We start from the raw sequence: 17,339 nt of genomic DNA on the forward strand, positions 1-17,339 counted from the left end.
ATTTTTCTCACTGGTTTATGGCCTGATAAACGGGCACATTGGAGGCTGGAGCAATATGCCCTTCGATATTTCAGGAGAAACCATGAGCAATCAGCGCATCGTATTGGATCAGGATGTCGTCGTTACCCACTTGCAAGGCAAAATGTATCTGGTCGCCGCCGACGGGAGCCAGAGACTCGTTGCAGAAGGCGATGTACTGCCCAAGGATGCGGTATTGCTTGCGCCCGAAGGGGCCAGCTTCCAGGGAGGGGAGACCACGTTCACCCTGGGTTCCGGCGAGCGCCCCGAACAGGGTGACGCCGTGCTGGCGAACGCGGGTACGCCCGATGACATCGCCGCCTTGCAGCAAGCGATTCTGGACGGGACCGACCCCACCAAGGCATTCGAAGCGTCGGCGGCGGGCGGAGCCCCGGCCGCAGGCAATGCGGGGGGCGTGGCTGGTGCCAGCGGCAACGGCGGTTTCGTCACTATCGATCGTACCGGTGATGCAACCATCTCCAGCGCAGGCTTTGACAGTGCGAACCCGGCTGACGCGGCGCCGCTGGTGGATGCGCAAAGCAGTGAGGATGAGCTGGTCGACCTCACCGCTCCCGTCATCACCGTCTCTGCCCCCGACAACACCAACGATCGGACGCCGACCCTGACCGGCACCACGGATGCTCCCGCTGGCAGCACGGTGACCCTGGTGGTGACCGATGCCAACGGCAATCAACAGACCCTGACCGCTACGGTACAACCGGATGGCAGCTTCAGCGTGGATGTCACCTCACCGCTGGCCGAAGGGGGCTATCAGGTGACGGCCTCCGTGACCGATCCGGCCGGCAACACCGGCACCGCGACCGATGATGGCAGCGTGGACACTACGGCCCCGATCGTGACGGTGAATGCACCGGACAATACCAATGACAACACCCCGACCATCACGGGTACCACGGACGCCGCCCCCGGCAGCACGGTGACCCTGACGGTGACCGATGCCAACGGCAATCAGCAGACCCTGACCGCCACGGTACAACCGGATGGCAGTTACAGCGCGGATGTCGTGACACCGTTGCCGGATGGAGGCTATGACGTGACGGCCAGCGTGACTGATCCTGCTGGCAACAGAGGCACGTCGAGCGACGATGGTAGCGTGGACACCACGGCGAACATCACGGTGAGCCTGGATGACGTGAACGCGGCCAATGTGGCCAACACGCCCATCAGCGGCACCTCCGATGTTGGCCCGGGTCGTACCGTGACCCTGGTGATCAGCGATGCCACCGGTAAGAGCGTGACAGTCACTGCCGTCACCGATGCCGATGGCAACTACCAGACCCGCGCCGATCTGAGCGGGCTGGCTGATGGCAACCTGACCGTGGTGGCCAGCGTTACCGACGCGGCGGGCAACCCGGCCAGCGCCACCGACGACACTACCTTGCTCGATACCACGCCACCGGATGCCAGCATCACCCTGGATGGCAACATCACCCCTGACGACGTGATCAACGCGGCCGAGTCCAAGCAGGACATCGCCGTGACCGGTCGTGTGGGTGGCGACGTGAAAGAGGGCGACACCGTCACCCTGACAGTCAATGGCAAGGCCTTCACCGGTCTGGTCTTGGCCGACAAGACTTTCAGCATCAATGTGCCGGGTAGCGAGCTGGTGGCCGATGGGGACAAGGTGATCGACGCCAAGGTCACCACCACCGACGCGGCGGGCAACAGCACCACCGTGACCGATACCGAGGGTTACAGCGTCGACACCCTGGCCCCGAGCGTGGTGGTCCACATCGTTGACGACCAGCTGACCGTGGGCGAGACCAGCGACGTCACCTTCACCTTCAGCGAGAAGGTGACCGGGTTCGAGCTGGGCGACCTGACCGTGGTGGGCGGCACCGTGACCGGGCTGACCACCTCCGATGGCGGCAAGACCTGGACCGCGACCTTCACTCCGGATGCGCACTTCACGGGCACCGCCAGCGTGACCGTGAAGGAGAACAGCTACACCGATCTGGCGGGCAACAAGGGGACCGGCGGCAGCGACAGTGCGGCCATCGACACCGAGGCGACCGGTGCGCCGACCGTGGTCATCACCGAAGACGTGAACAACGACGGCACCATCAGCAACACCGAGATCAGCGGCAAGGTGGACGTGGCAGTGAGCCTGCCGGGCGATGCCAAGGCCGGGGACACCCTCAAGGTGAGCGGCCAGGCCGACCGCCTGTTGACCGATGCCGACATCACGGCGGGCAAGGTGGGTTACGAGTTTGACCGTCCGGCGGACGGCGTGACGCTGACCGTGACCGCCACCATCGTGGACGCGGCGGGCAACGTCTCGCTGCCGGGCAGCGACAGCGCCACCATGGGCGACACCACCGCGACCGGTGCGCCGACCGTGGTCATCACCGAAGACGTGAACAACGACGGCACCATCAGCAACACCGAGATCAGCGGCAAGGTGGACGTGGCAGTGAGCCTGCCGGGCGATGCCAAGGCCGGGGACACCCTCAAGGTGAGCGGCCAGGCCGACCGCCTGTTGACCGATGCCGACATCACGGCGGGCAAGGTGGGTTACGAGTTTGACCGTCCGGCGGACGGCGTGACGCTGACCGTGACCGCCACCATCGTGGACGCGGCGGGCAACGTCTCGCTGCCGGGCAGCGACAGCGCCACCATGGGCGACACCACCGCGACCGGCGCGCCGACCGTGGTCATCACCGAAGACGTGAACAACGACGGCACCATCAGCAACACCGAGATCAGCGGCAAGGTGGACGTGGCAGTGAGCCTGCCGGGCGATGCCAAGGCCGGGGACACCCTCAAGGTGAGCGGCCAGGCCGACCGCCTGTTGACCGATGCCGACATCACGGCGGGCAAGGTGGGTTACGAGTTTGACCGTCCGGCGGACGGCGTGACGCTGACCGTGACCGCCACCATCGTGGACGCGGCGGGCAACGTCTCGCTGCCGGGCAGCGACAGCGCCACCATGGGCGACACCACCGCGACCGGCGCGCCGACCGTGGTCATCACCGAAGACGTGAACAACGACGGCACCATCAGCAACACCGAGATCAGCGGCAAGGTGGACGTGGCAGTGAGCCTGCCGGGCGATGCCAAGGCCGGGGACACCCTCAAGGTGAGCGGCCAGGCCGACCGCCTGTTGACCGATGCCGACATCACGGCGGGCAAGGTGGGTTACGAGTTTGACCGTCCGGCGGACGGCGTGACGCTGACCGTGACCGCCACCATCGTGGACGCGGCGGGCAACGTCTCGCTGCCGGGCAGCGACAGCGCCACCATGGGCGACACCACCGCGACCGGCGCGCCGACCGTGGTCATCACCGAAGACGTGAACAACGACGGCACCATCAGCAACACCGAGATCAGCGGCAAGGTGGACGTGGCAGTGAGCCTGCCGGGCGATGCCAAGGCCGGGGACACCCTCAAGGTGAGCGGCCAGGCCGACCGCCTGTTGACCGATGCCGACATCACGGCGGACAAGGTGGGTTACGAGTTTGACCGTCCTGCGGACGGCGTGACGCTGACCGTGACCGCCACCATCGTGGACGCGGCGGGCAACGTCTCGCTGCCGGGCAGCGACAGCGCCACCATGGGCGACACCACCGCGACCGGCGCCCCGACCGTGGTCATCACCGAAGACGTGAACAACGACGGCACCATCAGCAACACCGAGATCAGCGGCAAGGTGGACGTGGCAGTGAGCCTGCCGGGCGATGCCAAGGCCGGGGACACCCTCAAGGTGAGCGGCCAGGCCGACCGCCTGTTGACCGATGCCGACATCACGGCGGGCAAGGTGGGTTACGAGTTTGACCGTCCGGCGGACGGCGTGACGCTGACCGTGACCGCCACCATCGTGGACGCGGCGGGCAACGTCTCGCTGCCGGGCAGCGACAGCGCCACCATGGGCGACACCACTGCGACCGGCGCGCCGACCGTGGTCATCACCGAAGACGTGAACAACGACGGCACCATCAGCAACACCGAGATCAGCGGCAAGGTGGACGTGGCAGTGAGCCTGCCGGGCGATGCCAAGGCCGGGGACACCCTCAAGGTGAGCGGCCAGGCCGACCGCCTGTTGACCGATGCCGACATCACGGCGGGCAAGGTGGGTTACGAGTTTGACCGTCCGGCGGACGGCGTGACGCTGACCGTGACCGCCACCATCGTGGACGCGGCGGGCAACGTCTCGCTGCCGGGCAGCGACAGCGCCACCATGGGCGACACCACCGCGACCGGTGCGCCGACCGTGGTCATCACCGAAGACGTGAACAACGACGGCACCATCAGCAACACCGAGATCAGCGGCAAGGTGGACGTGGCAGTGAGCCTGCCGGGCGATGCCAAGGCCGGGGACACCCTCAAGGTGAGCGGCCAGGCCGACCGCCTGTTGACCGATGCCGACATCACGGCGGGCAAGGTGGGTTACGAGTTTGACCGTCCGGCGGACGGCGTGACGCTGACCGTGACCGCCACCATCGTGGACGCGGCGGGCAACGTCTCGCTGCCGGGCAGCGACAGCGCCACCATGGGCGACACCACCGCGACCGGCGCGCCGACCGTGGTCATCACCGAAGACGTGAACAACGACGGCACCATCAGCAACACCGAGATCAGCGGCAAGGTGGACGTGGAAGTGAGCCTGCCGGGCGATGCCAAGGCCGGGGACACCCTCAAGGTGAGCGGCCAGGCCGACCGCCTGTTGACCGATGCCGACATCACGGCGGGCAAGGTGGGTTACGAGTTTGACCGTCCGGCGGACGGCGTGACGCTGACCGTGACCGCCACCATCGTGGACGCGGCGGGCAACGTCTCGCTGCCGGGCAGCGACAGCGCCACCATGGGCGACACCACCGCGACCGGTGCGCCGACCGTGGTCATCACCGAAGACGTGAACAACGACGGCACCATCAGCAACACCGAGATCAGCGGCAAGGTGGACGTGGAAGTGAGCCTGCCGGGCGATGCCAAGGCCGGGGACACCCTCAAGGTGAGCGGCCAGGCCGACCGCCTGTTGACCGATGCCGACATCACGGCGGGCAAGGTGGGTTACGAGTTTGACCGTCCGGCGGACGGCGTGACGCTGACCGTGACCGCCACCATCGTGGACGCGGCGGGCAACGTCTCGCTGCCGGGCAGCGACAGCGCCACCATGGGCGACACCACCGCGACCGGTGCGCCGACCGTGGTCATCACCGAAGACGTGAACAACGACGGCACCATCAGCAACACCGAGATCAGCGGCAAGGTGGACGTGGCAGTGAGCCTGCCGGGCGATGCCAAGGCCGGGGACACCCTCAAGGTGAGCGGCCAGGCCGACCGCCTGTTGACCGATGCCGACATCACGGCAGGCAAGGTGGGTTACGAGTTTGACCGTCCTGCGGACGGCGTGACGCTGACCGTGACCGCCACCATCGTGGACGCGGCGGGCAACGTCTCGCTGCCGGGCAGCGACAGCGCCACCATGGGCGACACCACCGCGACCGGCGCCCCGACCGTGGTCATCACCGAAGACGTGAACAACGACGGCACCATCAGCAACACCGAGATCAGCGGCAAGGTGGACGTGGCAGTGAGCCTGCCGGGCGATGCCAAGGCCGGGGACACCCTCAAGGTGAGCGGCCAGGCCGACCGCCTGTTGACCGATGCCGACATCACGGCGGGCAAGGTGGGTTACGAGTTTGACCGTCCGGCGGACGGCGTGACGCTGACCGTGACCGCCACCATCGTGGACGCGGCGGGCAACGTCTCGCTGCCGGGCAGCGACAGCGCCACCATGGGCGACACCACCGCGACCGGTGCGCCGACCGTGGTCATCACCGAAGACGTGAACAACGACGGCACCATCAGCAACACCGAGATCAGCGGCAAGGTGGACGTGGCAGTGAGCCTGCCGGGCGATGCCAAGGCCGGGGACACCCTCAAGGTGAGCGGCCAGGCCGACCGCCTGTTGACCGATGCCGACATCACGGCGGGCAAGGTGGGTTACGAGTTTGACCGTCCGGCGGACGGCGTGACGCTGACCGTGACCGCCACCATCGTGGACGCGGCGGGCAACGTCTCGCTGCCGGGCAGCGACAGCGCCACCATGGGCGACACCACCGCGACCGGTGCCCCGACCGTGGTCATCACCGAAGACGTGAACAACGACGGCACCATCAGCAACACCGAGATCAGCGGCAAGGTGGACGTGGAAGTGAGCCTGCCGGGCGATGCCAAGGCCGGGGACACCCTCAAGGTGAGCGGCCAGGCCGACCGCCTGTTGACCGATGCCGACATCACGGCGGGCAAGGTGGGTTACGAGTTTGACCGTCCGGCGGACGGCGTGACGCTGACCGTGACCGCCACCATCGTGGACGCGGCGGGCAACGTCTCGCTGCCGGGCAGCGACAGCGCCACCATGGGCGACACCACCGCGACCGGTGCCCCGACCGTGGTCATCACCGAAGACGTGAACAACGACGGCACCATCAGCAACACCGAGATCAGCGGCAAGGTGGACGTGGCAGTGAGCCTGCCGGGCGATGCCAAGGCCGGGGACACCCTCAAGGTGAGCGGCCAGGCCGACCGCCTGTTGACCGATGCCGACATCACGGCGGGCAAGGTGGGTTACGAGTTTGACCGTCCGGCGGACGGCGTGACGCTGACCGTGACCGCCACCATCGTGGACGCGGCGGGCAACGTCTCGCTGCCGGGCAGCGACAGCGCCACCATGGGCGACACCACCGCGACCGGCGCCCCGACCGTGGTCATCACCGAAGACGTGAACAACGACGGCACCATCAGCAACACCGAGATCAGCGGCAAGGTGGACGTGGCAGTGAGCCTGCCGGGCGATGCCAAGGCCGGGGACACCCTCAAGGTGAGCGGCCAGGCCGACCGCCTGTTGACCGATGCCGACATCACGGCGGGCAAGGTGGGTTACGAGTTTGACCGTCCGGCGGACGGCGTGACGCTGACCGTGACCGCCACCATCGTGGACGCGGCGGGCAACGTCTCGCTGCCGGGCAGCGACAGCGCCACCATGGGCGACACCACCGCGACCGGCGCGCCGACCGTGGTCATCACCGAAGACGTGAACAACGACGGCACCATCAGCAACACCGAGATCAGCGGCAAGGTGGACGTGGAAGTGAGCCTGCCGGGCGATGCCAAGGCCGGGGACACCCTCAAGGTGAGCGGCCAGGCCGACCGCCTGTTGACCGATGCCGACATCACGGCGGGCAAGGTGGGTTACGAGTTTGACCGTCCGGCGGACGGCGTGACGCTGACCGTGACCGCCACCATCGTGGACGCGGCGGGCAACGTCTCGCTGCCGGGCAGCGACAGCGCCACCATGGGCGACACCACCGCGACCGGCGCGCCGACCGTGGTCATCACCGAAGACGTGAACAACGACGGCACCATCAGCAACACCGAGATCAGCGGCAAGGTGGACGTGGCAGTGAGCCTGCCGGGCGATGCCAAGGCCGGGGACACCCTCAAGGTGAGCGGCCAGGCCGACCGCCTGTTGACCGATGCCGACATCACGGCGGGCAAGGTGGGTTACGAGTTTGACCGTCCTGCGGACGGCGTGACGCTGACCGTGACCGCCACCATCGTGGACGCGGCGGGCAACGTCTCGCTGCCGGGCAGCGACAGCGCCACCATGGGCGACACCACCGCGACCGGCGCCCCGACCGTGGTCATCACCGAAGACGTGAACAACGACGGCACCATCAGCAACACCGAGATCAGCGGCAAGGTGGACGTGGAAGTGAGCCTGCCGGGCGATGCCAAGGCCGGGGACACCCTCAAGGTGAGCGGCCAGGCCGACCGCCTGTTGACCGATGCCGACATCACGGCGGGCAAGGTGGGTTACGAGTTTGACCGTCCGGCGGACGGCGTGACGCTGACCGTGACCGCCACCATCGTGGACGCGGCGGGCAACGTCTCGCTGCCGGGCAGCGACAGCGCCACCATGGGCGACACCACCGCGACCGGTGCGCCGACCGTGGTCATCACCGAAGACGTGAACAACGACGGCACCATCAGCAACACCGAGATCAGCGGCAAGGTGGACGTGGCAGTGAGCCTGCCGGGCGATGCCAAGGCCGGGGACACCCTCAAGGTGAGCGGCCAGGCCGACCGCCTGTTGACCGATGCCGACATCACGGCGGGCAAGGTGGGTTACAAGTTTGACCGTCCGGCGGACGGCGTGACGCTGACCGTGACCGCCACCATCGTGGACGCGGCGGGCAACGTCTCGCTGCCGGGCAGCGACAGCGCCACCATGGGCGACACCACCGCGACCGGTGCGCCGACCGTGGTCATCACCGAAGACGTGAACAACGACGGCACCATCAGCAACACCGAGATCAGCGGCAAGGTGGACGTGGCAGTGAGCCTGCCGGGCGATGCCAAGGCCGGGGACACCCTCAAGGTGAGCGGCCAGGCCGACCGCCTGTTGACCGATGCCGACATCACGGCGGGCAAGGTGGGTTACGAGTTTGACCGTCCGGCGGACGGCGTGACGCTGACCGTGACCGCCACCATCGTGGACGCGGCGGGCAACGTCTCGCTGCCGGGCAGCGACAGCGCCACCATGGGCGACACCACCGCGACCGGTGCGCCGACCGTGGTCATCACCGAAGACGTGAACAACGACGGCACCATCAGCAACACCGAGATCAGCGGCAAGGTGGACGTGGCAGTGAGCCTGCCGGGCGATGCCAAGGCCGGGGACACCCTCAAGGTGAGCGGCCAGGCCGACCGCCTGTTGACCGATGCCGACATCACGGCGGGCAAGGTGGGTTACGAGTTTGACCGTCCTGCGGACGGCGTGACGCTGACCGTGACCGCCACCATCGTGGACGCGGCGGGCAACGTCTCGCTGCCGGGCAGCGACAGCGCCACCATGGGCGACACCACCGCGACCGGCGCCCCGACCGTGGTCATCACCGAAGACGTGAACAACGACGGCACCATCAGCAACACCGAGATCAGCGGCAAGGTGGACGTGGCAGTGAGCCTGCCGGGCGATGCCAAGGCCGGGGACACCCTCAAGGTGAGCGGCCAGGCCGACCGCCTGTTGACCGATGCCGACATCACGGCGGGCAAGGTGGGTTACGAGTTTGACCGTCCGGCGGACGGCGTGACGCTGACCGTGACCGCCACCATCGTGGACGCGGCGGGCAACGTCTCGCTGCCGGGCAGCGACAGCGCCACCATGGGCGACACCACCGCGACCGGTGCGCCGACCGTGGTCATCACCGAAGACGTGAACAACGACGGCACCATCAGCAACACCGAGATCAGCGGCAAGGTGGACGTGGCAGTGAGCCTGCCGGGCGATGCCAAGGCCGGGGACACCCTCAAGGTGAGCGGCCAGGCCGACCGCCTGTTGACCGATGCCGACATCACGGCGGGCAAGGTGGGTTACGAGTTTGACCGTCCGGCGGACGGCGTGACGCTGACCGTGACCGCCACCATCGTGGACGCGGCGGGCAACGTCTCGCTGCCGGGCAGCGACAGCGCCACCATGGGCGACACCACCGCGACCGGTGCCCCGACCGTGGTCATCACCGAAGACGTGAACAACGACGGCACCATCAGCAACACCGAGATCAGCGGCAAGGTGGACGTGGCAGTGAGCCTGCCGGGCGATGCCAAGGCCGGGGACACCCTCAAGGTGAGCGGCCAGGCCGACCGCCTGTTGACCGATGCCGACATCACGGCGGGCAAGGTGGGTTACGAGTTTGACCGTCCGGCGGACGGCGTGACGCTGACCGTGACCGCCACCATCGTGGACGCGGCGGGCAACGTCTCGCTGCCGGGCAGCGACAGCGCCACCATGGGCGACACCACCGCGACCGGTGCCCCGACCGTGGTCATCACCGAAGACGTGAACAACGACGGCACCATCAGCAACACCGAGATCAGCGGCAAGGTGGACGTGGCAGTGAGCCTGCCGGGCGATGCCAAGGCCGGGGACACCCTCAAGGTGAGCGGCCAGGCCGACCGCCTGTTGACCGATGCCGACATCACGGCGGGCAAGGTGGGTTACGAGTTTGACCGTCCGGCGGACGGCGTGACGCTGACCGTGACCGCCACCATCGTGGACGCGGCGGGCAACGTCTCGCTGCCGGGCAGCGACAGCGCCACCATGGGCGACACCACCGCGACCGGCGCCCCGACCGTGGTCATCACCGAAGACGTGAACAACGACGGCACCATCAGCAACACCGAGATCAGCGGCAAGGTGGACGTGGCAGTGAGCCTGCCGGGCGATGCCAAGGCCGGGGACACCCTCAAGGTGAGCGGCCAGGCCGACCGCCTGTTGACCGATGCCGACATCACGGCGGGCAAGGTGGGTTACGAGTTCGACCGTCCGGCGGACGGCGTGACGCTGACCGTGACCGCCACCATCGTGGACGCGGCGGGCAACGTCTCGCTGCCGGGCAGCGACAGCGCCACCATGGGCGACACCACCGCGACCGGCGCGCCGACCGTGGTCATCACCGAAGACGTGAACAACGACGGCACCATCAGCAACACCGAGATCAGCGGCAAGGTGGACGTGGAAGTGAGCCTGCCGGGCGATGCCAAGGCCGGGGACACCCTCAAGGTGAGCGGCCAGGCCGACCGCCTGTTGACCGATGCCGACATCACGGCGGGCAAGGTGGGTTACGAGTTTGACCGTCCGGCGGACGGCGTGACGCTGACCGTGACCGCCACCATCGTGGACGCGGCGGGCAACGTCTCGCTGCCGGGCAGCGACAGCGCCACCATGGGCGACACCACCGCGACCGGCGCGCCGACCGTGGTCATCACCGAAGACGTGAACAACGACGGCACCATCAGCAACACCGAGATCAGCGGCAAGGTGGACGTGGCAGTGAGCCTGCCGGGCGATGCCAAGGCCGGGGACACCCTCAAGGTGAGCGGCCAGGCCGACCGCCTGTTGACCGATGCCGACATCACGGCGGGCAAGGTGGGTTACGAGTTTGACCGTCCGGCGGACGGCGTGACGCTGACCGTGACCGCCACCATCGTGGACGCGGCGGGCAACGTCTCGCTGCCGGGCAGCGACAGCGCCACCATGGGCGACACCACCGCGACCGGCGCGCCGACCGTGGTCATCACCGAAGACGTGAACAACGACGGCACCATCAGCAACACCGAGATCAGCGGCAAGGTGGACGTGGCAGTGAGCCTGCCGGGCGATGCCAAGGCCGGGGACACCCTCAAGGTGAGCGGCCAGGCCGACCGCCTGTTGACCGATGCCGACATCACGGCGGGCAAGGTGGGTTACGAGTTCGACCGTCCGGCGGACGGCGTGACGCTGACCGTGACCGCCACCATCGTGGACGCGGCGGGCAACGTCTCGCTGCCGGGCAGCGACAGCGCCACCATGGGCGACACCACCGCGACCGGCGCGCCGACCGTGGTCATCACCGAAGACGTGAACAACGACGGCACCATCAGCAACACCGAGATCAGCGGCAAGGTGGACGTGGAAGTGAGCCTGCCGGGCGATGCCAAGGCCGGGGACACCCTCAAGGTGAGTGGCCAGGCCGACCGCCTGTTGACCGATGCCGACATCACGGCGGGCAAGGTGGGTTACGAGTTCGACCGTCCGGCGGACGGCGTGACGCTGACCGTGACCGCCACCATCGTGGACGCGGCGGGCAACGTCTCGCTGCCGGGCAGCGACAGCGCCACCATGGGCGACACCACCGCCACTGCGGCACCGACCGTGGTTATCGTGGATGATGCCAACAACGACCAGATGCTGACCAAGGCCGAGATTGGCAATGATCAGATCCAGGTACGCGCCGGGATCAATCACGCAGACCTGGTTGCGGGCGGCAAGGTGACGTTGACCATCAACAATGGCGGGGTGAACAGCACTGTCCAGTTGACGCTCAAGGCCGATGGCACCCTGCTGGCAAGCAATGGCAAGAGCTACGGCTATCAGAATGGCACCATCAGCTGGACGGAGACGACCCCGGCCAACGGCAAGTCGTTGACGGTGACGGCGACCCAGACCGACAAGGCGGGCAACGTCTCCCTGCCGGGCAGCGACAACGCGCAGATCCTGAATGAAGCGCCGGAGACGGCGAACAAGCAGGCAAACGGTCAGGAAGATGCCGCCAGCATCGCCATTCCGACCCTCAGTGGCAGCGACATCGATGGCAACGTGGTGAGTTTCACCATCAAGAGCCTGCCTGCCAACGGCATCCTCTATCTGAACGGGGTGGCTGTGACGGTGGATCAGAGCATTGCGGTGGCGGACGCCGGCAAGCTCACCTTCACTCCGAATGCGAACTGGAACGGCAACACCACCTTCAACTATGCGGCGGTAGACAACGACGGCGCCGTGGATGCGAGCCCCGCAACCGTGACCATCAAGGTGGATGCGGTCAACGATCTGCCGACGCTGACCATCTCCAATGGGGCTGTCGTCTCCGAAGAGGGTCTGGCAAACGGTATTGCCGACACGGTCGGCAACCCGGATACCACCAACGCCATCAAGGCGTCCGGTACCCTCTCGGTGGGCGACATCGACAGCAGTACGCTCAGCATCTCCTTGAACGGACCGGGCGGGCTGACGTCCGGTGGGGCCAAGGTCCAGTGGAGCTGGGATGCGGGCAGCAAGACGCTGGTCGGCTACACGGGGGCGATTGGCGGCGCCGATTACAAGGCGGTGGTCGAGGTCAAGCTGACGGCACCCAATGCCAGCGGCAAGGGAGAATGGACCTATGACGTGACCCTCAAGGGCCCCCTCGACCACGGGGATACGACCTCGGAAGACAAGCTGTCGTTCCAGCTGGACGTGGAGGTCTCCGATGGCAGTGGCGTCACCAAGGGCAAGCTGGATGTCAGCGTCGAGGACGACTCCCCCATTGCTGGCAACAGCGATGCCGTTTCCGTGGTGAAGACCGATATTCCGAACGTGCTGACCGGGCTCTTCGACCTGACCAAGTACAGTGGCAACCAGAGCACCCTGAACATGGCAGGCTTTACCATCAGCGCCCTGGGCTTCAAGTCGGCAACCGATTCCTCACTGGTAACGGCGGATGTCAACGGCTCCAGCTCGGGGCTGGGGGTGGCCAGCGGTGCTGCGCCTTACCACAACCTCGCCAACGAGATTGACTTCCGTCACTTTGCCGACGGATCGTCCGCCTCCGAGCAGTTGATCGTCAGGCTGGATGCGGGCAAGGTTGCCTACGGCGCCAACATCAAGTTCAGCAAGATGTTTGGCGGCGAGCTGGAGAGCGGGGTCGTGGAGTTCTATCGCGGTGGTGTGCTGATCAGCACCCTGGTATTCAACTCCAACGCATCGGGTGGGGAGTTCAACCAGAACTTCCAGGTGCAGCAGGGTGGCTTCGATACCATGGTGATCAAGGCGACCAACAACGGCAACACCAATACCTCCGACAACAGCGACTTCACCGTACAGAGCATCGAGTTCCTCGGTGCCAACACGGCGCAGGCCATCGCCTATGGTTCCGGCACCGTGACCCCGCAGTGGGGGGCGGACGGCAAGGGCTCCATCGGGTTGGTACTGGACCCGGCGACCTTCGAGAATGGTCTGCGGACGGCTTCCGGCTCAGCCATCGCCATCACTGCCAGCGGGGCCAATACCCTGCTCGGGAAGGATGCGGGCGGCAACCTCGTCTTCAAGCTGGAGTTCACGCCAGCCACCGGCAAGTGGGAGTTCTTCCAGTACCAGCGCATGTCCAAACCCCTGGGTGATGGTGACATCGACTTCCAGATCCGGGTGGTGGATGGTGACGGTGACGCCAGCATTGGCTCCTTCGCCACCAAGCCTCTCTTCACGCCGCTGGTTCAGGGTGTCTCCAGCGAGAGCGTGACTGAAGGGGGCAACCTGTTGCACAAGGTCACCTTGTCCGATGCGACCCAGGAAGCGACCGAATACGATTTCGCCATTCGCGGATCGGGCAACAACCCCGCCTCCAACCAGGACTGGGGCAATGCCCAGTTCAGCAACGGCGTGACCTACAACAGCACCACCGGCAAGATCACGGTACCGGCGGGCGTGACAGACTTCACGGTGACCATCCCGACGGTGAACGATCGTCTGGTCGAGACGAACGAGACCCTCTCGGTGACCATCGGTGGTCAGAGCGGGACCGGTACCATAGTGGACAACGATCGGGCGCCGACGGCGGCTGGCGGCCACAGCGCCGGTGCCGAAGATCAGCCCCAGGTCCTGACCTGGGCCCAGTTCGGTGCCAGCGACGATCAGGACGCGACTGATCTCGGGGTGCAGATCAACACCCTGCCGCTGAACGGTACCCTCGAATACCTCAATGCGGCTGGGCAGTGGGTTGCGGTGCAAACCGGATCCCTCATCTCCTATGCCGAGGTGAACGCAGGCCATCTGCGCTTCGTGCCAGGTCTGAACGAATCGAGCACCCATGCCGCCAACGGCAACGGCGCCGTGGTCGGCAACATGAAGGGCGACTATGCCAGCATCGGCTATCAGATAAGCGACGGTGCCAACCTCAGCAATGGCAGCAAGCTGGTGATCGACGTGGCGGCGGTCGCCGACAAGCCGACCGTCAACCTGAGTCTGGTGGGCAATGGTATTCCCCTTTACAACCTGAGCTTCCCGAGCGCGGGGATCACCACGGGCCAGTTCCAGTCCGGCAACTTCGACAAGGGGGCCCTCGGGATCACCAAGACCCTGACCGATAGCTCTTCTGGGCAGGATCAGGTCAATGGCACCAGCGGCAACGACTACATCGTGAGCCAGAAGGGGGGTGGCGACAGCCTGGTCGGCAACCAGGGGAATGACATTCTGGTGGGCAGCGATGCCATCCAGGGCGATTCCCTCTATGGTGGTGAAGGCAACGACATCCTGGTCTCCGGTCTTGGCAATGACGGCCTCTATGGCGGGACTGGCACGGATATCGCCGTGCTGCCCGGCAATCGTGCCGACTACTCCATCAAGAAGGGCGAGGGATATTCGAACAACGACAAGTGGTTCGACTTCGTCGTGTCCGAGCGAGGCGTCGGGGTGACCAAGGCCCTGCACGACATGGAATATGTCCAGTTCGCAGACGGCATCTACCAGATCAACCAGACCACGGGTGAGCTGACCCTGGTTCCGCCGACCAAGGTGGATTACCCGGTCGAGTTGACGGCCTCCCTCACCGACAGGGATGGTAGCGAGGTGTTTGACAGCCTGGTGCTGAGCGGCATGCCCAAAGGCTCCGAGCTCTACAAGGGCAGCCAGTTGCTGGGTACCGTCGGGGACGATGGCAAGCTGACCTTCACCGCGTCGGACAAGCTGTGGAGCAGCAATGCACTGGATCTGAACCTGAGCGGTCTGACTCTGCGGGTACCGGGTGACAAGGCGGGCCTGGTCAATCTCAAGGTCGATGTCATCGCCAAGGAGGTCGGGACCGATCTGACCAGTACCGCGACCGATGACGACAGCATCCGCCTGAGCTACTTCAACGCCACCGAAGGGGAGCCGGGGGACCAGAACCGGACCTATGGCAGCGAGCACAATATCGTGGTGGGGGATCTGGATGGCAGCGTGATGCTGCCGGGCCAGAACTACAACCTCGCCTTCATGATCGACACCTCGAGCAGTATCGGTTCGTCGGCGATGAAGACCATCCGGGATCAACTGACCCAGGTGTTCAAAGAGCTCCAGGGGAGTGCGGGCAAGGAGGCGGCGGGCAAGGTCAACGTCTTCCTGATCGATTTTGATACTCAGGTCAATCGTTCCGTCAGCGTGGATCTCAAAGATCCCAATGCGTTGAAGCTGCTGGGTGATGTACTGACCAGCATGGATGGTACCTCGGGGCTGACCAACTACGAGGATCCGCTCAAGGTCACCTCCAACTGGTTCAACAGCGACCTGGCCAAGAACAACACCAATGCGAAGAATCAGGCCTATTTCATCACCGATGGGGCTCCGAACTCCTACTTCTACAACGAAGAGATCAATCCGGTGGTGAACACCAAGACCCAGGAAGGTCTGGATACCTTTGTCAACGTCAACAACTACGTACCGGGTACGGCTTTCTACGCCAATATCGGGGGCACCCAGCGGGTGATTGTGGATGCCAGTGGCAACGTCAAGCAGTGGTCACAGAACGGAAATGGTAACTGGAACTCCCAGAACATCGGCAAGATCAAGGCGCAAGGGGATGGGACCTTCGAGATCTCAACCAGTTACACCTCGGGGTCGACCAACAGCACGGCACGGGACAACGCATTGAATGTGCTGCCGCTGCTGGAGGCAAACAATGTGGTGCTGGCGGCCATCGGGATCGGCAGCGGGGTATCAAGTGATATTCTCAAGCTGTTTGATAGCGACAAGGTCGTACAGTCCAATGTGTCTGCCTCCGATCTCGCCAATGCCATTCTGGGGACGCCGGTCAGCAACCTGCCCGGCGTTGACAGGCTGGATGGCGGTGCGGGCGACGACATCCTGTTTGGCGACGCGGTACGCTTCACCGGCATCAGCGGGGAAGGGTATGCGGCCATCAAGCAGTATGTGAGCGGCAAGCTGGGGGCAGGGTCGGTGACCGATGCCCAGGTGCACGCCTACATCACGGATCATGCCAGCGAGTTCGATCAGTCGTCGACCAATGACAAGGGTGACACCCTCCTCGGCGGTGATGGCAATGACATCCTGTTCGGTCAGGGGGGAGATGACTTCCTGTATGGCGGTGCCGGCAACGACACCCTGTTCGGTGGTAGCGGCAACGACACCCTCTATGGGGAGAGCGGCAATGATCGCCTCTATGGTGGCAGTGGCAACGACACCCTCTATGGCGGTACCGGCAACGACATATTGAGCGGCGGACTGGGCAACGACATCCTGATCGGGGGGCCGGCAACGACATCCTCATGGGGGATGCAGGTGCCGATACCTTCACCTGGCTGAAGGGGGATACCGAGGCTGGCAAGGTGGCCAAGGACTACATCGTCGATTTCAGCAAGTCGGAAGGGGACAAGCTGGATCTGAGCGACTTGCTCGACAGCGATGGCAGCAAGAGCGAGAGCTCCCTGAAGAGCCTGCTCTCGGTGTTCCAGGACAGCGAAGGGGTGCATCTGCAAGTCAAGGAGAGCAGTGCCGCGCCGGTGACCCAGGAGATAGTGCTGATGAACCACACCTTCGACACTCTGACGGGCGGTTCAGGGACGACTGCCAACCAGGTGATCGATTTCATGTTGCAAAACAACATGTTGGATATCAACAAGTAACAGCCAAGCGGGCTGGGCAAAAGCGGCAGAGCAATCTGCCGCTTTTTTTATGGGGGATTTTCGGGTGGATGGACGCAGACGAGGGGGAGGGCAATGCAAGATGA

Annotated in this window: 2 protein-coding genes; both read left to right on the forward strand. The window is 65.4% G+C overall.

Annotated features, from left to right (window positions below; translation table 11 throughout):
• Window positions 1–82 precede the first annotated feature (82 nt).
• Window positions 83–16,915: an Ig-like domain-containing protein gene (locus C2U47_RS23085; protein WP_199766861.1), complete on the forward strand. Its 16,833-nt coding sequence runs from the start codon at window positions 83–85 to the stop codon at window positions 16,913–16,915.
• The gene (locus C2U47_RS23090; protein ID WP_041212411.1) at window positions 16,879–17,235 is read left to right on the forward strand and encodes a type I secretion C-terminal target domain-containing protein; all 357 of its coding nucleotides are present in this window, start codon (window positions 16,879–16,881) and stop codon (window positions 17,233–17,235) included. Before C2U47_RS23085 ends, C2U47_RS23090 begins: the two co-directional genes overlap by 37 nt.
• Window positions 17,236–17,339: the final 104 nt, after the last annotated feature.

Origin of the sequence: Aeromonas sp. ASNIH7, from assembly GCF_002903485.1 — a bacterium.
In the GTDB taxonomy this organism is placed as follows: Bacteria; Pseudomonadota; Gammaproteobacteria; order Enterobacterales; family Aeromonadaceae; genus Aeromonas; species Aeromonas caviae.